Here is a 20,159-nt window from a genome sequence, read left to right as displayed (position 1 = left end):
GTTGAGAGCTCTCCCGAGCTGGAATCCGGCGCGCGCTCGCTATTTCTCCAGGAACGCCTGCAGGTCGTTTGCGAACTTCACCGGGTTCCTGAACATCAGCAGGTGATCACCCTGCTCGGCTGCGGTGTAAACGAAAAGCCGCGAGTTCGGGATGGCCGCCTGCGCCCAACGCTGGCTGGGCAGGTTATTGCTGAGTTCGCCCGTGAATTGAGTGCCTCCTGCAGCTTGTCCGCGTCGGTAATCAGAGCAGGCCTCGGACCGCCGCGGCCCGGCGCACCCGCACCCGAAAGCACACTGCTCAGCATGCCATTCTCCCTAACGATCAGATTGAACACATCGCCCGCGGAGCGTACGCTCTCGCCAGGCTTCCATTCGTACTTGCCCGCCATCACACGGGCGAGTCCGCTGAACTTGTCCGACAGAGTACCGGCCTCATTGGCCAGGGCCGACTGATGGCTCGGTGCAGCGCTCTGGGCGTTGAGGGGCGGCGACAGCCAGGCGGCGAAGATCGCCATCCCACACATCATGGTTCCGATTCGAATTGTCTGCAAACTGGTTCTCCTGTTCGTCCTTTGGACGAGAGCGGAGAGGGCGCTGTGAAAACTTGAGGCTGTTTTCTTTTACGAAATGGCCGAACCGGTTGATCCGGAGCAGAACTCCCTGGCGGATGGAGGATCAGTCGGCGGGCCGATCCCGGGCATCCAGGGCTGCGACGATTCGTCGCGCGAAATCGATGGAGGCATGCCGGGGATGGTTGGTCCGGTGAACCTCAAGGGCCCAGCGCGCCTCATCCACCTGGCGGACCATCGCGCGCGCCTCCTGGAACGACGATGCGTTCCCTGCGAATGCGCAGGAGTCCACACGGATCTTCCCTGCCCGGGATCTGGTGAAAGCGAGAATGGCGGGGCGGGCATGCTGGAGGCGTTTGCGAAACAAATCGGCGGAGATCTCCAGCGCTTCGGCGGCGCCGGGCCCGGAGAGTTCCATGATTTCGCCCGGCACGTAAGCGAGACGGTTCGGCCGGTCAAGACACTGGAGCATGGCGAACGTGCAGGAGCCCTTCACCTCCTCGATCAACAGCAAGCGCTCGGCTTCGGAGGGAGCCGGGTGACGATGCGGACCAGGATCTCCTGCGTGGCATCCTCGGCATCCTCACGGTTCAGCAGCATGCGCAGGGCAAGGCCGTAGAGGTCGCCTTGCAAACCACGCACCACACGATCGAGCGCGTCGCGATCCCCTTCCAGCGCGCGCCGGGCTCCGTCTTCGATGGTCCGCAATGTGAGCTGCCCGCTGCGCGCGAGCCGTTTCTTTCCTGACGCTTTCAGTCTGGGCTTAGTTTAATTCGACAGCCGCAAATTGGAGAAATACCCCTCGGTGCCCATGCCGATCCACAGCGCCACGGCGCCCTTGCCGTTGCCGTGCTTCAGGTCGTTGACCAGCAGCACCGGCTGTGGCGCATCGTTCACGTAGAGGCGGGCCTTGCCGCCCCTGACTACGACTTTGATCCTGGTCCACTCGCCCGGCGCCAGGTCCGCATAGGACTCGTACACGCCGGGTGTTTCCTTGCGCAGCCGCGACCACTCGTACTCCGGCATGGAGATGTACTGTGTCGAATGATTGCGCCGCAACTGGTCGTCGGCGCGGCCGTTGGTCGGGCGGAGGTAAAAGCACTCGTATTTCGATGGGTCAGCGGCCACCCGGAAAGCGATCCCGACAAACCCGCGCGCACCGCCCGCGGCGCCGGCCCGGGGTTTGCCCGCGACTTCCAACTCAACCGTTCCGTCCTGGAACTCGGTGGCTGGCAGCACCACAATTCCGCCGCCCTCGCCGTTCTTCGCGGCCTGCGGCTCTTCGCTCGCGGCAACTGCCGGCAGCACACGCACGGCTTTGCGTCCCTGGTAAGTGACGGCCTCCACGGTGACACCGTGCGGTTGCAGTCCCTGGGTGGAATCGAGCGCAAACGATTGGCCGGCTGTCGCATGCAAGGGCAGCAGCAGGACTGCGGTCAACCCGGCCGCGAGGGTCAAGTACAAATGGTCACGCATCGTCTGCCATGATAGCCCGCCGGCCGACGAGTGGGCGTCCGGGCTGGTCACCCGCGGGCTTGCCGCGAAAGCATCGATGACTGGCTGGTAAAATGCGAAAGCAGCGCAAGGAGCTTGAGAGCCGCAATGCTGACGAGGACCATCCGTCAATTCGTTGGAAGTCGCGCAGTTTTGTGCACGCTGATGGTTGTTTCGCTTGCGGCTGTCGCCTGCGGCCAGGCCTCTACCGACGGCACCGAGGCTTCCCGCTTCGATCCGCCCTTCCGAAACGATGTTCACGCGGCGCGGCCTGAAGATGCCGGGATCGTGCAAATCGTGGGACGCCAAGGGAACAAGGCAGCGGTCGAAGCCGAGGTCTCCCTGGTGCATGGACATTTCTTCGGTGGCGGTCGAGATGCGGTGGTCGCCATGCAATTCCTGCCAGTGCCAAATGGCTACTCGCCGGCCAATTACGTGTTTTCCAGAGGCAGCGGTGGGTGGGCGTTGCGATTCCGGAATGATCTACTCAACGCGGCCTATTGCCGCTTGATCCCAACCTCCGCGAAGAAAGACATCCTGCTCTGCCAAACCAACTTCGTGGGCGTAGAGGGCGTGGTCGATACGAACCTCTATACGCTGGATTTCACGCGGACTCCTCCAGACTCCGAGTTCTTCCTCCAACTCAGGGATACGGTGGGCCGGGGCGCTGGATGCCTCACGTGGGCCAGCCTGAAATCGGCCGATTATCAAGAGGGAACCTTGCACCTGGTTGTCGAATACGGCCGCAATCGACTGCCCGCGGCCGGCAAACTGCAGGGCGAGCCCAGGAATCGCGCGGTCCAGCCGGAAGAACGGCCCGCTGGGTTTCCGCGCCAACTCTACGACCTCGAATTTAGGCTTGGTTCGGAGGGGTTCGCACTTGCGGGGCGTTCCGAAAAGAACTTCCGGTACGTCACAGAGCCCTGGGATGCGGGTCCGGATAACGGCTGCTCATTGAAGCCGTAACGGTCAATGAACATCAGGCCAAGGAGGCGCGGCCGAGTGCCCTAGCACTCTCATCCTGCCACTGGGGTAAGGGTTGCCGCTAAGTGAACTGGCACTGGACGGCGCTGATTTTGCATTGGTCACACCAACTGACATAGCCGCAGCCACCGCTGCCCCACCACCATTCGCTCCCATTTTCCATTGGCAGATCGGAGTCGAGTTGGAGAAGGTGGATCATGGTTTGGCGGCACTGGGGGCAGGCAGGGTACTCCGCGTTCTGGATCCAGGCGGGATGGCCTCCGAGGCGGTTCAGATTTTCGCGGGAGTTGGACAGCGCCCAGTCCTGCCACTTCCAACGCTCGGGCGTTCGGATAAGACCTACCGGCGTTTGGCGCAGGGATCCGCAGTTCTCCACCCGGCCAACCCCTTCGCGCACCGTCAGGGCGGATTCGCGCGTGCTGCCGTGGTTGTCGTGTTCGTAGAAAAGGACTCCGAGATCCAGGCAGGAGAAGCAGACCTGCAGTGACAGTTGGTCGAGTCCCGTGACGCCCAGGCCGGGCGGCACGGGGGTGAGTGTGAGCAGGTTGACGAGTCTCTGATGACAACGGCGGCACTCGCCGGTGCCTTCTCCCCCGAAGATGTGATCCTGGGGCAGGCAGAGGCCGTGATACTCCAGACCCGCCATCGGCAACCAGCGGGCCGCGAGGGCGCTTCCGTCGATGTAGCTGGATGGGAAGGAGAGGTGGAACGTCTGCTCGCTGTGAAGCTTCCGATACCCCTCGGCGGATTTTTCCATGCCGATATCGCGGGCATGGAGGTGGAAGTCCTCTCGGGGGAGACGGTCTTCCAGGAATTCGAGAACTTCCGGTTCCCGGGTCTCGAAGAGGGCTTCCAGGGCGGCGCGCTGCGTGGTCCTGCTTGAGCCGCCATCCCAGAACGTCATGCCCGTTCCTAAGTGACGCTTCAGGAACTCGAATTCCGTTACGCCGGTTTGCCGCCAGGGCCACATGGAGTAGTAGGTGGTCCAATTCGGCTGAACGTAGAACAACTCCTGCAAATGGGGGCGCAGGGGGGGCAGGGCCTGTAGACTCGCGTGGGCTATGAAATCCTGGGCAGCGGCATGGCAGGGGTCCTGGCGCAGGGTGGAGGCCGCCGTGCGGGCCAAAGGGTCAAACTGGTCAAGCTGCAAGCCGAGCAGCGCCGCGGGGAGAATGCCGGGGAGATTGGGTAGATCGAGGAGGAGCCGCTGGATGAGTTCCGCGGCCAGGCCAGGAGTGGAGCGGAGCCGGGCAACCAGTTGCTGATCGCGATCGCGGCTGGTGTTCGATTTGTAGTCCGCGTGAAGCTGGTCGATGCTGTCGCTCATGCGCCTCTAGTGTAGCGGCGTTGAGGTTGGGCAGGAACGGCAGTTTAGTGGATTGGCGGAATAGCGGGTGTCGACGGATGGAGGCTGGGCAAGTAGCCGGAGATGCGGACAGAGCCGCAAGACAAACAGGAGGAGGAATTGGTGTCAAGGGGGAGGCGGATCTCAGTCCTCCTTGTCCGGGCCTGGCCCCTCCCCAGCCCCTGAGGGCTCGGGTTCCACGGAGGCGCCTGATGGAAGCGCCTGTGATCGCTCACCAGGGCCATTGGAATGGGTTGTGAGCGAGGCAGGCAGAAATGCAGCCCGGCGAAGGTGGAGGAAGTAAACAGGGAGCCCGGCCAGAAGCAGCATCAGCAAAGTGAAGGGCCATTGCAACTGAAAGGGGTAACTATCCTGACCAGGCTGGTTCATCCAGGAGTAAGCGAGTCTCATCTGCCGCAGGAGCTCCTGTTGTCTCGAAGGCACCAGGGAGCTGATTCCACTCACGACCATGACGCAGAAATAGGCGATGCTGGCCACGCGCGCCGGCTCTCGGAGCCGGAGTAGCCCGAGGCCCAGATACATCTGCACCGCCGCAAATGCGAGGTAGAGGCAGATGGCGCCGGCTTCCGTGAAGATGATGCCCAGGAACATAAAGGGGAATCGGAATAGCGCCATGGGCAGGCAGCATAGGGCCCCAAAGAGGAAATACCAGCCGATGATGGTAATGCTCAGGGGCCGGACGGGTTCGGATGTTGTGACGGGACCGGAGAAGTATGGCTGGCTGCGAGTCAGATTGAAGAGCACCAACCACCATGCGCCGATCGCGGCGAGAACACAATAAAACCCGACGATGACGGCCCTGACTATGGGCATGATGCTGGGGTCCGCGCCCGGCGTCTCCGGCAGGGGAATGACCGCCATCATCGCAGCCCCTCCCACTGCGAAGAAGGCGAGTATTGCGGCGAAGATGAGGATGGACATTCGGGCCCAACGGCGGCGGCGGAAGATACCAACGGCTGTCGCGATGCCCCAGGCAGCAAGCAGGATCACCACGTTCGCCATGCCGATGACGAAGTACTTCATTGGAAATGGAAGGGTTGGGGCCTCGGGAGCTGGCGGATTGATCAACACGGAGACCAACATGAGTCCTGCAATCAGCAGCAAGGCCAGGCTGCCGAGAATCGAGATCACCGCGCTCGCTCGAATACCGATCCACCGTGGGGACATATTGCGAATAGTTTATCCAGCCAGCAGGGGACAATCCACACGCTGAGTTTGGATATTTTGAGCTTTTGGAAGGGGATTTCCTGGGGCGGAACGCCGGCGGCGGGAACGAGTCAGGGGGGGAATCGAAGATCTCTCCGAGACTCCCCCCTGATGACGATTAAAGCTTGCAAACCAGGGCGGATCGGGTCAGGCTGGGGAGCCTTGAGCAGCCACCCCAGCCTGCCGGAGTGTTCTAGCTTTTGCGCAGTTTCTTGGCGACCTTCTCGACGTCACCCCAGACGCGCAGCAGGTTGCCGCTCCAGAGCTTGCCGATTTGTTCTTCCGTGTAGCCGCGCTTCACGAGTTCGAGGGTCACGTTGAAGGCTTCCGAGGCGCTGTTCCAGCCATCGATGCCGCCGCCGCCATCGAAGTCGGAGGAGATGCCGACGTGATCGATACCGATGAGCTTCACAGCGTAGTCGATGTGATTCACCATGTCCTGGACGTTGGCGCGGGGCGCGGGCGGGAACTTCGCGTCGATCTCGGCCATGCGCTTTTCATACTCGGCGCGCTTGTCGGCCGGCAGCATGGCGAGGAACCCGTTGCGTCCTCCGCCTCGACGAGCCGGAGCAGCCGATGTAGTCTCAGTCTCCACTGGGCAGGCTCGCGACGGAGCCGCACCACCTTCCCCGCCGGCCGCGCGACGGCCGCCGCGGGCGCCGGTCATGGAGCCGAACAGCTCTTCGCGCAATTTGGTGAGCGCTTCCGTGCGTTCCTTCGATTCCGCCTTCAAGTAGGAGGCGAAGCCGACGATCTGGATCACGCCGCCGTTCTTCTTGAGGGCGAGCAACTGCTCGTCGTCCATGTTGCGGCTGACGTCGGCCAGGGCGCGGACGCCGGAGTGGGAGGCGATGACAGGGGCCTTAGAGAGACGGATCGCTTCCAGGTTGGCGCCCTTCGCGGGGTGCGAGAGGTCGACCATCATGCCGACGCGGTTCATCTCGGCGATGACCTCACGGCCCAGCGGCGAGAGTCCGTTGTTGTAGAGGTAGCCCTGCACCTCGCCGGTGTTCGAGTCAGCGAGCTGGCTGTTGCCGTTGTGGGCGAGGGACATGTAGCGCGCTCCGCGATCGTAGAACTCCTGGACGCGCTTAATCTCGGTACCGACCGGATAGCCGTTCTCGACGGCGATGACAGCGATGCGCTTGTTCTGCTTGTGGAGGGCGATGACATCAGCAGGTGTCAGGGCCAGGCCGATCTTGTCGGGCGCAATTTTCTCGGTGAGCCGGTGGACGGCTTCGAATTTCTCGACGGCCTGCGCGTAGGCGCTGTCGTAGCCTTCTTTGGTGAGCGGCCCCTGGCCGACGTAGACGATCATGAACGAGACGTCCATGTCGCCCTCAATCATCTTGGGCAAGTTCACCTGCGTGGTCAGGCGCATGGTGTAGTTGCAGTCGGCGGTGAAGTTCGACGCGTCAATATCGTTGTGGGTATCGAGCTTGATGACGTGGTCGTGGATCTTCTTCGCTTTTGCGATGAGGCTCGCGTCGTTCGACTGTGCCGGACTGTTCCAGGCCGTGATGTGGAACAGGAGGCCGAGTGTGGATGCCGTCAGTCCCGCAAGAATGAGCTTTCGCTGTGTGTGTTTCAATGAACCTCCCAGGGTCCGTGACGGAAGGACCACCGCCCGGCGCCGCTTGACTAATAGAGACTTTGGAGTTCGGAGACCGACGGAGGTCTCGGACAAGACGTGTATTTGAATATGGTAGCAGCCGGGGGAAGGGGGAGCAGCGGTTCGCTGATAGCTGTCAGGTGTTGGTTGTCATCTATCAGCTCTTGGCTTTCCGTCTGATCGCGGCCGGGCTTCACCCCTGGCCACGGCGAGAGGCCCGATGGTTCATGCAATCGCGGATTCCTGGGTTGCCGATCGATTCATCAGGTCTCCAAGTCCTGTCGCAGATTGGCGCAGATCAAACGCTGGCGCACCGCGGTCACTGCACGTTTGGGCGAGTCGGTGGCGGGCAGAATGACTGGGCGTAACCTGCGGAGTCGAGGGTGCATCTGACTGCTAGGATGATGGAGGACCTATGAGAGCCAGCGTGCGCAGTGCAATGGGAATTTAGATGCTCCGGTTCCTGTCGCTTCTCGTGGTTGTTGCGTGCCTGCCGTTAGTCCTTCCGGCAAAGATCCTGTTTCCCTGGCAGTTGGAGGACGCTGAGAAGGCCCCAGTCCTGGTGACCGGCCGGGTGATGGCCGTCCTCAAAGGGGAACGGCTTCCCACGTCCGCAACCGGGTGGAGTGATGAGACCTGGTCAAGGATCGCCGAGATCGAGGTGCTCCGCCGTTTTCCCGATTCGGAGGAGGGCAGGAGCCTTGGCCGGATGAGGGTGCGGTTCCTGGCCTATAGTCCGGCAGTCCACTTCCGCTCGATCGGTAGTCCTCCGCCGTTGCCAGACATTCAGGCGGGTCAGGTTTTGATCCTGCCTCTCCATGACAACCGGAATCAGGCGGATGAGCCGTGGCGGCTCACGCACGATTCGGGTGGTCGACTGGTGATCCCGGTGAGGGCCGACATGTCGAACGCGGAACCACCGCCCGCGACGGCACGGGCCTTCCTGGATCGCGAACTTGCCAACACATTGAGCTACGGCGGCGCGAAGGAAGTCTTTGATCTCGCCGATTACCTGGCCGACCAGGAGAGAGATCTGGCGCTCGAGCTCATGCCCTTGCTGACAGCCAGGGTCGGCAATGACCGTCTCCGCTGGGCGGAGATCGGCTCCAATCTGGTGGCAACGCAGTGGGTCCCGAGTCCAAGTGTTGCTCAGATGCTGGGCGGAGAGGTAGATCGTCGTAGTTCCAAATACCGCGAACGCATCTATCTGATGGCCGAGGTATTGAGCAAGCTCGGGCCAGGAACGGATTGCGAGGCCCTGCTGATCCAAGCATGGGTGGACGAGGCTCCGGTGAATGCGGGGCGAACGGGTTGGGCGCTCCGAAACTTCGCGGAGCACCCACTGACCATCCGCCTGCTGAGGGAGGCTTTGCAGCGAGATCTGGAGGGGACGACGAAGGTCGCCTTCGTTCTCGCCAGCGAAGGCCATACGGGTATCCTGCCCAACGCGCTGAGCAGCGCCCTGAGAGTGGTTGACCAGGCGGATGCCACCGGTAGCGAGCTACAGAATGCGTTGGAGTTGTTGCAGAAGTATGGCACGGACGCAGAATGGCGGAAACTCGCAGCATTGGTGGGCAAATACCAGGCCAAAGACGAAATCAGGTACCGCTTCCTATGGTACGGTTCTACCGTGTCCGGATCGGAGCCCGGCGCACGCGTGCTCGCCGTGGTGATGGCGGATACTCGCCGCACCGAACTTGGGGCACGGTACTGCGATGAGGCCCTGGAAAGGCTCGAAAAGTCGATGAAGCGAAGCTTCGGTTCCGGGGGCACGACGCTGGCGGCGCGCGATGAGGCGATCGCCAGAGCGTTGGCCTGGTTGCGCGTGCGCAGGCTTGCCGATTGAGTGGGGATGTGGGGTAAGAATGAGGAGCGTGGATTCGATCCGCTGAAGTTCCGGTACGACTCGGCTAGGGATTGATCTGAATTGGCGTTCCGACGGCGACCAGACGCCAGATCTCTTCCATCTCCTCGTTGGTTACGGCCACACAGCCCTGGGTCCAGTCCATCCATCTGTGGGCGGCGCCAAGCCAACCTCGACCATTGGGGAGTCCATGAATGAGGATGTCGCCGCCTGGAGCGACACCTTCACGGCGTGCCCGCTCACGATCAACGGGGCTCGGATACGAAATATGCAGCGCCATGTGATAAGCGCTTTGGGCGTACTTGGCGCTGATTGTGTATGTGCCTTCCGGTGTTTTGCCGTCGCCTTCGCGGCGCTTTGGACCAACCGGATCGCGGCCGAGAGCGACACGGTAGGTTCGGATGACAGTCTGCCCCTTATACAGCAGGAGTTCGCGCTTCGATTTATTAACGACAAGCTTGTCCGCGAGGCGGGTGTTTGCTGGAGCGGCAGTCCAGCCGATTAGGGCAATAAGAAATCCTACAAACAACAGCCGGAAACGCATAACTTCTGGAAGTGATGATATCGCGGAGCAATGATTGCCTTGGAATTGTCGGAGCCAGGATAGGCCGCCGCAACGATCGTGTAGTCGCGCCGCTCGCTGGTTGCCGGCGGGTTGGGAGCGCCTCCGCGCTCGCGGCCGGACCGCGGCGGGATGTTTCCGGCCGTACGGATCGCCCTCCTACTCAGCCCGCAGCGCCGACATCGGATCGATGCGCGTGGCCCGGCGCGCGGGCAGACAGGTGGACAGCAGGGTCACCAGCAACACGAGCAGACCCGCTATCGCATACACCTCCGGGCCGGCGAAGTCGAGGCCCGCCTCGACGGTACTGGATACCACTCGAGCCGCGGCGATGGCAGCGGCAACACCGGCGATCAACCCTGTCAGCGTCAAGGCGAGGGCATTGTTCAGCACCATCGCGAAGACCTGCCGCCGCTGGGCCCCCAGCGCCATACGGACACCAATCTCCCGCGTGCGCTCGCTCACCGCGTAAGCCATTACGCTATACAGCCCGACGGCGGCCAGCAGCAGGGCCAGCAGGGCCAGCGCGGAGAGCATGGCGGCAGCGACGCGCTCGCCAAACAGGCCCGCCTGGGTCTGCTCGGCCAGGGTCGAAGGTTCATACAACGCGCGGTTGGTGTCCATCGCCTGGACTTCCCGGCGCAGCGTTTCGCGGGCTGCTTCGAAGTCGCGGGTGCGGATGAACAGGAAGTTGTTGTGACCGGAGTAGAAACTTTGGCCAAAGGACGCGAAGACAGCCGGCGTCGGTCCCTCGCGAGGACTGCGGATCTTGCTGTCCTGCGCGATGCCGATGACGGTGCAGTCGTCGTCGTTCACGCGCAGCTTGCGGCCGATGGCGTTCAAGCCCGGGAAGAAACGCTGGGCCAGAGTCTGATTGACGATGACGACCCGGGGATGCGTGGCATCGTCCTGGGCCGCGAAGTCCCGGCCTTCCAGCAGCGCGATCTTCAGCAGGTCGAAGTATCCGGGCGAGACGGCCGTCGCGTAGACGGAAACCACGCCCTGCGACTTTTCGGTGCCGGGGACGCGAATCCGGTCGCTGGCGGAACCCATGATGGAGAGCGGAATCGAATTCGCATACGCTACTTGTTCGATGCCCGGAGCTGACTGCAGGCGGGCACTGAGCTGCTGCGAAAACGCCCGCTCCTTTTTGAGGGAATAGCCATTGGTGGACAGGTGAAACTGCGCCGTGATCACGTTGCGCGGTTCGAATCCAAGGCGGGCGCGAGAGAGCTTCTGGAAGGCATTGACGGCCAGGCCCGCGCCGACCAGGGCCATGGAGGCCAAGGCGACTTCGGCCACCACCAGCACGGAGCGCGCACGATGGGTGCGGACACCCGAAGTGCCGTTCCGGGACCCGTCCTTGAGCGATTCGTTGACATCCACGCGGGCGGCGTACAGGGCAGGCAGAATCGTCGAGCAGAAGGCAGCCAGGATGGCAACCAGCGCCGAAAACGCGAGCACGATCGGGCGCGGCTCCGGCTGCAGCAGCGGCTCGATCGCCTCGCGCAGCGTCGAATCGAAGATCGGCATCACCTGGAAGAGCGATTCGCCCAGCCACTGCGCCAGCAGGACCCCAACGACGGCGCCGGCACCCGCCAGAACGAGCACTTCAAAGAAAATCTGCCGGAGCAACGCGGTCCGGCCGGCACCCAGTGCGATGCGGATGCCGAACTCCCGCTGGCGACTCACGGAACGCGCCATGAGCAGGTTCGCCACATTGGCGCAGGCAATCAGCAGGACCAGCGCGCACACCCCCATCAGCAGGCGCAGGGGGCTGCCGAGGCTGGCCTGCAGGCCAGAGGTGGCATCGGCCATGGGAACGAGGGTCGCGCCGATGCCGCGGTGTGTATCGGGGAAGGCGGCCGCGATGCGAGTTCCTACCACCGCAGCCTCAGCGCGGACCCGGGTTAGTGAGGCGTCGGACTTGCGGCGGATGATGACATCCAGGAAGCGGGCGTTGCGGTCAGAGGCGGCCCAGGTGTTCAGGGCGCCGGCCTCCACAATGCGGCTCAGGGGAATCCACACGTCGAACGCAACCCCTCCGTAGGTACCAGCGAAGTTGGCGGGTGCGACGCCCACGATCACATATTGATGACCGTTGACGCGGGCCGATTGCCCCACTACGCCGGGATCGCCGCGGAAATAGCTCAGCCAGAAACGGTGGCTGATCACCGCGACGGCGTACGCGCCCTTTTCGTCGCGATCCTCCGCGGTGAGCAGCATGCGGCCCAGTGCCGGCTTGACGCCGAGCACATCGAAGTAGTTGGCCGAGACCACTTGGCCCAACACGCGGCGGGGATGATCGACGGGACCTACCGTGAAGAACGAGATGTGAGAGGCAATGACACCGGCGGCGGATGTCATCTGACGCTGGAAGTCGCGGAAATCCGGATGCTGGAGCTGTCCGATGCGGGGGTTGGTAGGAGAGGCGGCCTCGAGGGCCAACAGTTCGCCGGGATTGACGACGCCCGGAATCGGCCGCAGCAGGAGCGAGTCGACCCACGCGAATACAGTAGTATTGGCGGCGATCCCGAGGGCCAGGGTGGCCACAACGAGCGCCGAGAAAGCGGGCCGGTTGCGCAACAGGCGAACCGCCGAGCCGAATTCGTTCCAGAAGTACCGCATGACAATGTTTCGGATGTGCACGTCTGCTGCCAGGGCTGTATAAGCTGATTCTATTGAGTCGAGAGGCGGCCCATGTGTGCGATTCCGGGACGCCTCCGTCCAATAGCGCATCGCGGTCCGCAGTCGCCGGCGCGGCGGGAAAGCCCAGAGCGAGCCCACAAGCCGAACAAACGAGGGTCACAGTCCGGCCAGGAACTCCAGCAGCAGCCGATTCACCTCGCCAGGGCGTTCCTGCTGAGTCCAATGGCCTGTGGCCGGGAGCAGGACTTTCTTTGTCAAATTTGGCATGTTCTGCTGCAACGCCGCGAATTCGGGCTGGAGGAATTCGAGGACGGGGTCCTGCTCTCCGGCGACGAACAGCGAGGGCTGGTGGATTCTGGCGCCGTCCAGGAACGGCGTCAGCGCCCAGTTGCGGTCCATGTTGCGGTAGCAGTTCAAACCGCCCGTAAATCCGGTCCGTTGGAACTCGCCCGCTAGATAGTCGATGTCCCCTTCCGCGATCCACGAAGGACCCCTGGCCGGGGGTGCGCCGGAGGGTGGACCGGGTGCACGCGCCGGGCGGAAGCGCTCTTCCGGACCGGCTTCGGCGGAGAGCGAATAGAGCCCGCGCAGGAGGCTGGCGCGGACGTCGTGCTTCAGGTACTGGTCCGCCATCGGCGAGCGGAGCCCCGCCTGGTAGAAGACCTGTCCGGGAAACGTCTGCTGTTCCCACTGGGTCTGATTCACAGTACGGCGGGGGACGTAGGGCACACTGAGCAGCACCAACCCGCGGAATATGTCCGGGCGCAGCAAAGCCAGGTGGGCCGCGATCCACGCGCCCCAGTCGTGGCCCACGACGATGGCCCGCGATTCGCACAAAGCGTGAACGAGCCCGACGAGGTCGCCGGCCAGTTGAAAGATGTCGTAAGCCTCCAACGGCTCCGGACACTCCGTCTGACCGTAGCCGCGCAGGTCGGGGGCGACGGCCCGGCAGCCCGCCGCGGCGAGCGGCGCCAGTTGGTGACGCCAGGCGTGCCAGAGTTCAGGGAAGCCGTGCAGCAGGAGGACCAAAGGGCCGGTCCCTGCTTCCGCGTAGTGCATCCGGATGCCGTTGGCTTGGGCGAATCCGTGTGTGATGGGCATGGGAGTCCAGGTCCCCAGGATAGTCGGCGCGGAGCCGACGGCGCCACCGCCGCATCAGAGCGGCCGCACGGGCAGGCAGATCTCGATGTGATACCGGCCTTCCGGATCGGTGTCCGGATTGTTCAGATAGAACTCCATCGCGGTGCGATGATCCGGTTGGTAGCCGCTGGCGGGCAGCCAGTCCGCCACGAGGGCATCCCATTGGGCGGCGTAGTCTTCCAAACGGACCCGAACCTGGGCGGTCGCGTAGAGGCCGCCCTCCACCTTTCTGATGCCCACCTCCCCGCCGGGCGCAGTTCCGGAGGGGACTATCAATGCCACTTCGAGCCGTTGCTTTGCAGCCGGCGTCAGGTTGGGATTGTCCTGAAATAGGCTGAGGTAGCGAAAGCCAGGCGGCATGAGGCCGCGCGGGCCAGCCCAGGCGAAGAGCTTGCCAAACAGGCGGCGGAACAGGTCCGTGTCGCCCTTATAGGGCCCGATGTGCCGGAGGTAGGCGATGGTGAAGGGGGCGAGCCGGCGCACGTGAACGTCGAGGATAGCGGTGGTCATTGGATTCTCCTGATGGCGGCCCGAGGGGCCCGGCAATTTCGAGAATCCCAGGGAAACAGCACCTTCCGCTTCGCCCGGATTGCTATTCGTTTGACAGATCTTGCGGTTTCGCCATTCACCGGCAGAGACGCCATAGGCCGACTTGAACGCGCGGGCGAACGTGCTGGCGCTGGAAAAGCCGCACTCCAGGGCGATGCCGGAGATCCCGCGCAGGCGGTCAAACACCAATAACTGAGCCGCGCGTTCCAGCCGTAGCCTGTGGACGAAAGACTGAAGGGTCTCACCCATCCAGGCGGAGAAGAGACGGTGAAAATGGAATGGGCTGAAGCAGGCGACGGCAGCGAGGCGCTCCAGATCGAGGGGTTCGTCCAGGTGTGCCTGGATATGATCGACGACCCGGTTCATCCTCGCGGCGTACTCGCGCCGGGTGGATTCGGAGACACCTGCGGACATTCATCCAACATAGCAATGCGTGTGTGCCGGGCCGCAAGCGGATGTTTGCTCAGCACCACGCTCCAAACCGCGGCGGTGTGCGGCCCTGCAGCACCAGGACTCGACAACGAGGGTCCACTCTCTATAGATCTGGTATTCCGCCGCGAACCCGCTATGCTTGGCTGATGGAGCACTTCTTCACCTGCCCCTATTGTGGTGAGCGGATTTCGATGGTGCTGGACACCTCAGTCCGGGGGCAGACCTATGTGGAAGATTGCGAAGTGTGCTGCCAGCCGATTGAGGTGCGCTACGTCATCAAGGCAGATGAGGTGCGCCAGTTTGAAGCGAGGACAATGTGAAGTCCGGCCGCCTCGGCGTGGTGGCTGGCAATGAGTAAGCTGGGCCCTGAGGCGAATTTCCCCGTTGTTTGCGTGGGCGGGTCGGCCGGAGGCCTGGACGCCTACACTCGATTGCTGAAACATCTGCCGTGCGATCTGGGCATCGCGGTGGTCATCGTGAATCACCTGAGAACCGTGGCCACACATCTGCACGAGATTCTGCCGCGGTACACGCAGATGCCGGTGACGCTCATCACGGATCGACTGGTCGTTCAGCCCAATCAGGTGTTCATCATCCCGGAACAGAGGGATTTGCACGTCCTGGAGGGAGAGTTCCGGCTGGAACCGATCTCCAAGCCGAGGGGCTGGCCTGACGTCATCACCGTCTTTCTCCGTTCTTTCAAGGAGCACTGGGACGGGCCACTGATCGCGGTGATTGTCTCCGGCTATGACGGGGATGGGGCAGCGGCGCTGTGCGAGATTCAGCAAGTCGGCGGGATTACGATGGCCCAAACGCCGGAGTCCGCCGTGCAGCCGGATATGCCTGAGAGCGCGATTGCCAGCGGGTGTATTGATTTTGTCCTGTCGCCGGAGGACATCTCGCGGGAAATTGTGCGAATTGCCCACGCAGCCGGAGCCGCGAGTGGCACAGCAGCCGCGGACTGCTGAACTCCCTGCTGCCGTATGGGAACCCAGGCAGTTCCGCCTCGATGAGACATCCATCCATGCAGGAATAGGGCGCCGCCCGGCACCACAGCGGCCAGAACCACGTCAGCGACACTCGCGCCGTGTGCCCGGTTTGAGCGAAAATCGAAGCTGGGCCTGCATTCGATTTCCCTGCACATCCGCCCCTGAGGAGTTTATGGCCGTATTGATTGATGCGATCAGCGTAAAGCGTAGAACCTTGTTCGAGCACGAGAATGTTCCGTACTCCTGCCTGGAGGCGGAGGTCAACACTCCTACCGCGCGGGGCGGCCAGACGCTGGTCCGCCTGAAGATTCGCAACCTGCTCACCAACGCGGTGTTTGAGAAGACCTTCAAAGCGAGCGATAAGTTCAAGGAGCCCGACCTGTCGCGAGTCGCGGCTTCGTTCCTCTACAGCACAGGCGACGGTGCGGAGTTCCTCGATCAGGAGAGCTTCGAGACTCATTCGCTGACGGATGACATGCTCGGCGGAGCGAAGGACTTCCTGATCGCGGGCGCCGTGGTGGAGATGCTGAAGTACAACGGCAACCCCATCGGGTTGGAACTGCCCACGTTCGTGGAACTGGAAGTGACGTCGACAGAGCCCGGCGTCAAAGGCGATTCGTCCAGTGGGACGGTGACCAAGCCGGCGACGCTGGAGACAGGCCTGGAGATCCGCGTGCCGCTTTTCATCAAGGAAGGCGAGAAGGTGCGGGTGTCGACGGAAACTCGCGGGTTCGCCGGCCGGGCATAGCCCGGTTTCGCGTCAGTGCTGGCCAGACCGTGTGTGCGGCTGGGCTACAATGCGTCCAGAGGATGCAATGACCGCCCGCACTGGCTCCGCTCTTGGTTTGTTCCTACTGTCGCTCGCCTTCCCTGCCCTGGGGGCCGACGTGCCGGGATCGCAGGATCCGGCCGGAGTGAAGCGCTACACCGGCAGCGAGATCATCGGATTTCGCGCCGCTAAGTTTGACGAATTCGTGCTGCCTCTGGGGCCGCCCACGGAAATCAGTCCGCCGAAGTTCGCGAAGAGCCAAAAGGTGGATGGACTGGTCAGCCGGTACACCTATGCGGCGCCTGCCGGCCGTTCGCCGGCGGAGTTGTACCGCAACTACCAGTTGGAATTTCAGCGGCTCGGCCTGACGACGCTGTACCAGAAGGGCACCGCCGACCGTGGCTGGTTCGGGCCCACGCTGAGCCAGGTCTCGGATGAAGACCAGGTGGGCCAGATCCTTGAGTACAACGAGGCACAGGAGCGCGTCCTGGTGGCGAAATCGAAGGACGCCAAGCCTACCTATTTTTATCTGTTCGTCACGAGCTACAAAGACGGCGTCATCCCGGAGCGTCTGCAGAGCGCAGTCCAGAAGGACATCGCGCTGGCGGAACTGATCGTCATCGCGCCCCAGGCGATGGAGACCAACATGACGCTGCTGAACGCGGCGGAGATGTCGAAGTCGATCGACGACCTCGGGAAGGTCGTGCTCTACGGCATCAACTTCGATCTCGACAAGGACACGCTGCGGCCCGACTCCGAACCGACGCTGAAGGAGATCGGGAAGCTGATGGCGGACAATCCGCGCCTGAGCATCCATGTCGTGGGCCATACGGACAACCAGGGGAAGCCGGATTACAACCTGGACCTGAGCCGGCGGCGGGCCGCGACCGTGGCCCGGGAACTTGCGTCGAAGTACGGCGTGGCGGCCACCCGGATGGATTCCTTTGGCTGCGGGCCCTATGCGCCGGCCGCCTCGAATGCGTCGGAAGAGGAGCGAGCAAAGAACCGGCGGGTGGAGCTGGTTCGCTGGTAGCCGCGGGCCCATTGGCTTACGGACAAAGCAGCCGTAGGCGGCCGGGACTGTCCTGGAGCCGGGGCACGTCCGGCGCCGGTTACGCCGGCCCAAGCTCCTTATACATGATGGTGGTATCCTCCAGGTCTGGCGTCAGCGACCCACGGGCATAGCGTGGGATGAACCCGGCGGCGATGTAGCCGAGTTCCAGGTAGAGAGTTTCGGCGTTGCTCCGCGAGACGGTGTCGAGAGTCAGCAGGCTCCGGCCTTCCGCGCGAGCGATTGGCTCCACAGCAAGCATCAGCGCTCGCGCGATGCCCTGCCGGCGCGCCTCGGGATGGACCAGCAGCTTCGCGACATCCGCCCGGTGCTGCTGATTGGGCGGCACAGCCAGATTGAGCTGCACGGTTCCGACGATCCGTTCTGCCTGGCGCGCCACCAGCACACGCCGGGTGCCTGCCCGCGCGCCGGCCAGAACGTTCGCGGTCCAGAAGGCGCGTGCATCGTCCAGTGAGAAGGGCACGAAGAAACTGACTCCTGCTCCGCCATAGACCACTGCCCGCAGCACTTCCGCCAGCATCGTGAGGTCGCGCCCCACCGCGGCATCGTCCAGGAGCTCCGGCCGCCACTCCGCGATCTGAATGGGCGTCTTTGTCATGGGTGCACCATCGCGATCAGGTAGCGGGCTTCCCGGCGGCCCGCGCACCGGAAGCGAGTCGGTCCGGTGAGGAGATAACGCAGGCAGTCGCCGCTGCGCAGGTCAAAGACGGTCCCGTCGACCTCCAACTGCAGCCAGCCGTCGAGCATCCACAGGTGGTGCTCCAGCCCATGGACCGGCGCGGTGGCGAAGGAAACAGTGGCTCCCACTGGAATGCGGACTTCTACCAGTTCGCCGCGCAGGCCCGGTGCTGGCGGCGAGACGGCCCGTCGGTGGTATCCACTCTCGGGATCCGTCCAGTCAGTCTGGTTCGCGGCCGGGACCAGATTCGCGGGCTTCGTTTCGACATCGGCCATGAGCCGGGACAGCGTCCAGCCGAAGGCGGAGCACAGGCGCCCCAGCATGGCAGCAGTGGGGCTGAGTTCCGAACGTTCCAGCCGCGACAGGCTGGCGCGGCTGATGCCCGTGCGTTCCGCCAGCGCCTCCAGGGACCAGCCGTGCTCGGCGCGCAGGCTGGAGAGGCGTTTCGCGATGCGCTGTTCGATGGGATCGGTGGAGGATTCGAGGAGCTGTGACGTCTCCATTTAGAGATTGTATCTCTAATTTGAGATTCTCGCAAGTAACGAGATTGCCCCTCCTCCGTCAGCCGGTAGCCACGCTCGCGGCCGGCCTCGGACCCGGTAAGCCCCGTCCACCGGTTGGGTTCGAGCACCCTGCCGTTCTTCGAGAGACCGGACAGCGAGATTTATTCCGCGATTCTCGAGGGAGGATGTCGAATTCGACGGACCGGATTCGACTGTGCAGTAGGATCCAGAGAGTCCACCGGGCTCATCGCGCAATTCACAGGCCGTCGTCGCAAGGAGAACATTCCATGAACTCGACTACTTCGAAAACCCGGCGCGCCGGCGCCATCTTCGCCGGTTTTGTCTTCGTCGTGGTGACGTCCACTGCCGCCGACCTGCTCTTTCACTCAACGGGGATCTTTCCCGCGATGGGCCAGCGGATGTCCGACCCGCTCTTCGCCTTCGCCCTCGCCTACCGCTGCCTGTTCGCGATCGCGGGCAGCTATCTGACGTCGTGGCTGGCTCCGACTTGGGTGATGCCGCAGGCGACCGTGATGGGCGGTGCCGGCTTGCTCGTCTCCACCTTCGGCGCTGTCGTGACCTGGGACAAGGGGCCGGAGTTTGGACCCCACTGGTACCCCGTGCTGCTCGCTCTCAGCTCGCTGCCGTGTTCCTGGGCGGGCGCCTGGCTGTTCCTGATGCGGTCGCGTGGACAAGCCGACTCGATCACAAGCCCCAGCATGCTTAACGGGCCGGACCCGAACTCAACTGATTACTAGTCAAGGAGAACCACACACATGAACAAGATCACTCCATTTCTTTGGTTCGACGGCCGGGCCGAAGAGGCTGCGAACCTGTACGTTTCCCTGTTCGAGAACTCCCGGATCCTGCATGTTTCACGGTATGGCGACGCAGGTCCTGGTCCCGCGGGCAGCGCGATGCTCGTCAAATTCGAACTGGATGGCCGGCCGTTCATTGGTCTCAACGGAGGACCCAAGTACAAGTTCACTGAGGCGGTCTCGTTCACCATCCACTGCAAGACTCAAGCCGAGGTGGACAAGTTCTGGGACGCGCTGACGGAAGACGGCGAAGAGAGCCAATGCGGCTGGCTGAAAGACAAGTTCGGTTTGTCATGGCAGGTCATCCCGGAGTGCCTGGGCCGTCTGATGGGGGACCCCGATCCGAAGAGAGCGGGCCGGGTGATGCAGGCGATGCTCCAGATGAAGAAGATGGACATTGCTGCATTGGAGGCGGCCCACGCGCAGGCTTGACGCATCCACGGATAAATCGGGGCGGGAAAGCCAACGTGACAACGGAGGCGGCCCTGCCCCGCTACGCCTGGCAACGAATGTAACGTTCTTCGGTTCCTATTGACCGTCGATATCGACTATCGATATTATCGACCCATGTCAAAGCCCGCCGAGCTGCTGCAAGGCACCCTCGACCTCCTCATCCTGCGCACCGTCGAACACGGCCCCCTGCACGGCGTCGGCATCTCCGACCGGATCGAGCAGGTAACCAACGGCGTGTTTGTTGTCGGCCCCGGGTCCCTGTTCCCTGCCCTGCACCGCCTCGCCGACAAGGGCTGGCTCGAAGGCGAATGGGGCACCTTGGAGAGCGGCCGCCGGGCCAAGTTCTACTCGCTCACTCCAGAAGGCCGCGCCCAGTTGACGGTGGAGAAGCGGAACTGGCGGAAAGTCTTCACGGCCGTCAACCAGGTTCTGGCCGAGGAGTCCTGAAC

General features: G+C 63.1%; 22 protein-coding genes. 9 read left to right on the top strand and 13 right to left on the bottom strand.

Going from position 1 to position 20,159, the window contains the following annotated elements; genetic code table 11:
- Positions 1 to 95: 95 nt before the first annotated feature.
- The 4 genes from IRI77_RS02085 to IRI77_RS02070 form a co-directional block, all read right to left on the bottom strand.
- Positions 96 to 551 carry a hypothetical protein gene (locus IRI77_RS02085; protein ID WP_194450438.1) on the bottom strand — a complete coding sequence of 152 codons (456 nt, stop codon included), beginning with the start codon at positions 549 to 551 and terminating at the stop codon, positions 96 to 98.
- 124 nt (positions 552 to 675) lie between these two features.
- Complete coding sequence (locus IRI77_RS02080; RefSeq protein ID WP_194450437.1) at positions 676 to 1,083, bottom strand: hypothetical protein; 408 nt, start codon at positions 1,081 to 1,083, stop codon at positions 676 to 678.
- On the bottom strand, positions 1,074 to 1,277 hold the full coding sequence (locus IRI77_RS02075; protein ID WP_194450436.1) for an RNA polymerase sigma factor: 204 nt from the start codon (positions 1,275 to 1,277) through the stop codon (positions 1,074 to 1,076). Before IRI77_RS02075 ends, IRI77_RS02080 begins: the two co-directional genes overlap by 10 nt.
- 60 nt (positions 1,278 to 1,337) lie before the next feature.
- Positions 1,338 to 2,045 (bottom strand): hypothetical protein, encoded by a 708-nt coding sequence (locus IRI77_RS02070; protein ID WP_194450435.1) that lies wholly within the window; start codon positions 2,043 to 2,045, stop codon positions 1,338 to 1,340.
- A 171-nt stretch (positions 2,046 to 2,216) separates the two neighbouring features.
- Here IRI77_RS02070 and IRI77_RS02065 point away from each other — a divergent pair, with 171 nt between their 5' ends.
- A complete protein-coding gene (locus IRI77_RS02065; RefSeq protein ID WP_194450434.1) occupies positions 2,217 to 3,029 on the top strand; it encodes a hypothetical protein in 813 nt (270 codons plus the stop codon).
- 79 nt (positions 3,030 to 3,108) lie between these two features.
- Here the strand turns inward: IRI77_RS02065 and IRI77_RS02060 are convergent, their stop codons facing one another.
- From IRI77_RS02060 to IRI77_RS02050, 3 genes are all read right to left on the bottom strand, one after another.
- On the bottom strand, positions 3,109 to 4,374 hold the full coding sequence (locus IRI77_RS02060) for a DUF1963 domain-containing protein (protein WP_194450433.1): 1,266 nt from the start codon (positions 4,372 to 4,374) through the stop codon (positions 3,109 to 3,111).
- A 162-nt stretch (positions 4,375 to 4,536) separates the two neighbouring features.
- Positions 4,537 to 5,580 carry an Asp23/Gls24 family envelope stress response protein gene (locus tag IRI77_RS02055; protein WP_194450432.1) on the bottom strand — a complete coding sequence of 348 codons (1,044 nt, stop codon included), beginning with the start codon at positions 5,578 to 5,580 and terminating at the stop codon, positions 4,537 to 4,539.
- Between the two features lie 232 nt (positions 5,581 to 5,812).
- Positions 5,813 to 7,210: a dipeptidase gene (locus IRI77_RS02050; RefSeq protein WP_228486559.1), complete on the bottom strand. Its 1,398-nt coding sequence runs from the start codon at positions 7,208 to 7,210 to the stop codon at positions 5,813 to 5,815.
- Positions 7,211 to 7,682: 472 nt separating this feature from the next.
- On the opposite strand from IRI77_RS02050, the gene IRI77_RS02045 reads away from it, so the two are divergent.
- Positions 7,683 to 9,077, top strand: coding sequence for a hypothetical protein (locus tag IRI77_RS02045; protein WP_194450431.1), 1,395 nt, complete (start codon positions 7,683 to 7,685; stop codon positions 9,075 to 9,077).
- 64 nt (positions 9,078 to 9,141) lie between these two features.
- Here the strand turns inward: IRI77_RS02045 and IRI77_RS02040 are convergent, their stop codons facing one another.
- From IRI77_RS02040 to IRI77_RS02025, 4 genes are all read right to left on the bottom strand, one after another.
- The gene (locus IRI77_RS02040) at positions 9,142 to 9,639 is read right to left on the bottom strand and encodes a L,D-transpeptidase family protein (protein ID WP_194450430.1); all 498 of its coding nucleotides are present in this window, start codon (positions 9,637 to 9,639) and stop codon (positions 9,142 to 9,144) included.
- A 177-nt stretch (positions 9,640 to 9,816) separates the two neighbouring features.
- Positions 9,817 to 12,306: an ABC transporter permease gene (locus tag IRI77_RS02035; RefSeq protein WP_194450429.1), complete on the bottom strand. Its 2,490-nt coding sequence runs from the start codon at positions 12,304 to 12,306 to the stop codon at positions 9,817 to 9,819.
- Between the two features lie 156 nt (positions 12,307 to 12,462).
- On the bottom strand, positions 12,463 to 13,407 hold the full coding sequence (locus tag IRI77_RS02030) for an alpha/beta fold hydrolase (RefSeq protein WP_194450428.1): 945 nt from the start codon (positions 13,405 to 13,407) through the stop codon (positions 12,463 to 12,465).
- 54 nt (positions 13,408 to 13,461) lie between these two features.
- Positions 13,462 to 14,409 carry an AraC family transcriptional regulator gene (locus tag IRI77_RS02025; protein ID WP_194450427.1) on the bottom strand — a complete coding sequence of 316 codons (948 nt, stop codon included), beginning with the start codon at positions 14,407 to 14,409 and terminating at the stop codon, positions 13,462 to 13,464.
- A 161-nt stretch (positions 14,410 to 14,570) separates the two neighbouring features.
- On the opposite strand from IRI77_RS02025, the gene IRI77_RS02020 reads away from it, so the two are divergent.
- From IRI77_RS02020 to IRI77_RS02005, 4 genes are all read left to right on the top strand, one after another.
- Positions 14,571 to 14,747: a CPXCG motif-containing cysteine-rich protein gene (locus IRI77_RS02020; RefSeq protein WP_194453539.1), complete on the top strand. Its 177-nt coding sequence runs from the start codon at positions 14,571 to 14,573 to the stop codon at positions 14,745 to 14,747.
- A 30-nt stretch (positions 14,748 to 14,777) separates the two neighbouring features.
- Positions 14,778 to 15,395, top strand: a complete 618-nt coding sequence (locus IRI77_RS02015) for a chemotaxis protein CheB (RefSeq protein WP_194450426.1) — start codon at positions 14,778 to 14,780, stop codon at positions 15,393 to 15,395.
- Between the two features lie 193 nt (positions 15,396 to 15,588).
- Positions 15,589 to 16,164, top strand: a complete 576-nt coding sequence (locus IRI77_RS02010; protein WP_194450425.1) for an elongation factor P — start codon at positions 15,589 to 15,591, stop codon at positions 16,162 to 16,164.
- 67 nt (positions 16,165 to 16,231) lie between these two features.
- Positions 16,232 to 17,218 carry an OmpA family protein gene (locus tag IRI77_RS02005; protein ID WP_194450424.1) on the top strand — a complete coding sequence of 329 codons (987 nt, stop codon included), beginning with the start codon at positions 16,232 to 16,234 and terminating at the stop codon, positions 17,216 to 17,218.
- A gap of 79 nt (positions 17,219 to 17,297) precedes the next feature.
- On the opposite strand, the gene IRI77_RS02000 is transcribed toward IRI77_RS02005, so the two are convergent.
- A complete protein-coding gene (locus IRI77_RS02000; RefSeq protein ID WP_194450423.1) occupies positions 17,298 to 17,855 on the bottom strand; it encodes a GNAT family N-acetyltransferase in 558 nt (185 codons plus the stop codon).
- Complete coding sequence (locus tag IRI77_RS01995; protein ID WP_194450422.1) at positions 17,852 to 18,439, bottom strand: helix-turn-helix domain-containing protein; 588 nt, start codon at positions 18,437 to 18,439, stop codon at positions 17,852 to 17,854. The genes IRI77_RS02000 and IRI77_RS01995 overlap by 4 nt, the downstream gene beginning before the upstream one ends.
- 287 nt (positions 18,440 to 18,726) lie before the next feature.
- Here IRI77_RS01995 and IRI77_RS01990 point away from each other — a divergent pair, with 287 nt between their 5' ends.
- The 3 genes from IRI77_RS01990 to IRI77_RS01980 all read left to right on the top strand — a co-directional run bounded on the left by IRI77_RS01990 (position 18,727) and on the right by IRI77_RS01980 (position 20,157).
- Entirely contained in the window at positions 18,727 to 19,197 is a 471-nt protein-coding gene (locus IRI77_RS01990; protein WP_194450421.1) for a hypothetical protein, read from the top strand.
- Positions 19,198 to 19,215: 18 nt separating this feature from the next.
- Complete coding sequence (locus tag IRI77_RS01985) at positions 19,216 to 19,689, top strand: VOC family protein (protein ID WP_194450420.1); 474 nt, start codon at positions 19,216 to 19,218, stop codon at positions 19,687 to 19,689.
- Between the two features lie 135 nt (positions 19,690 to 19,824).
- On the top strand, positions 19,825 to 20,157 hold the full coding sequence (locus tag IRI77_RS01980) for a PadR family transcriptional regulator (protein ID WP_194450419.1): 333 nt from the start codon (positions 19,825 to 19,827) through the stop codon (positions 20,155 to 20,157).
- Positions 20,158 to 20,159: the final 2 nt, after the last annotated feature.

Source organism: Paludibaculum fermentans, assembly GCF_015277775.1.
In the GTDB taxonomy this organism is placed as follows: domain Bacteria; phylum Acidobacteriota; class Terriglobia; order Bryobacterales; family Bryobacteraceae; genus Paludibaculum; species Paludibaculum fermentans.
Note: the sequence above shows the minus strand (reverse complement) of the source record. Positions and strands in the feature narration are given on the sequence as shown.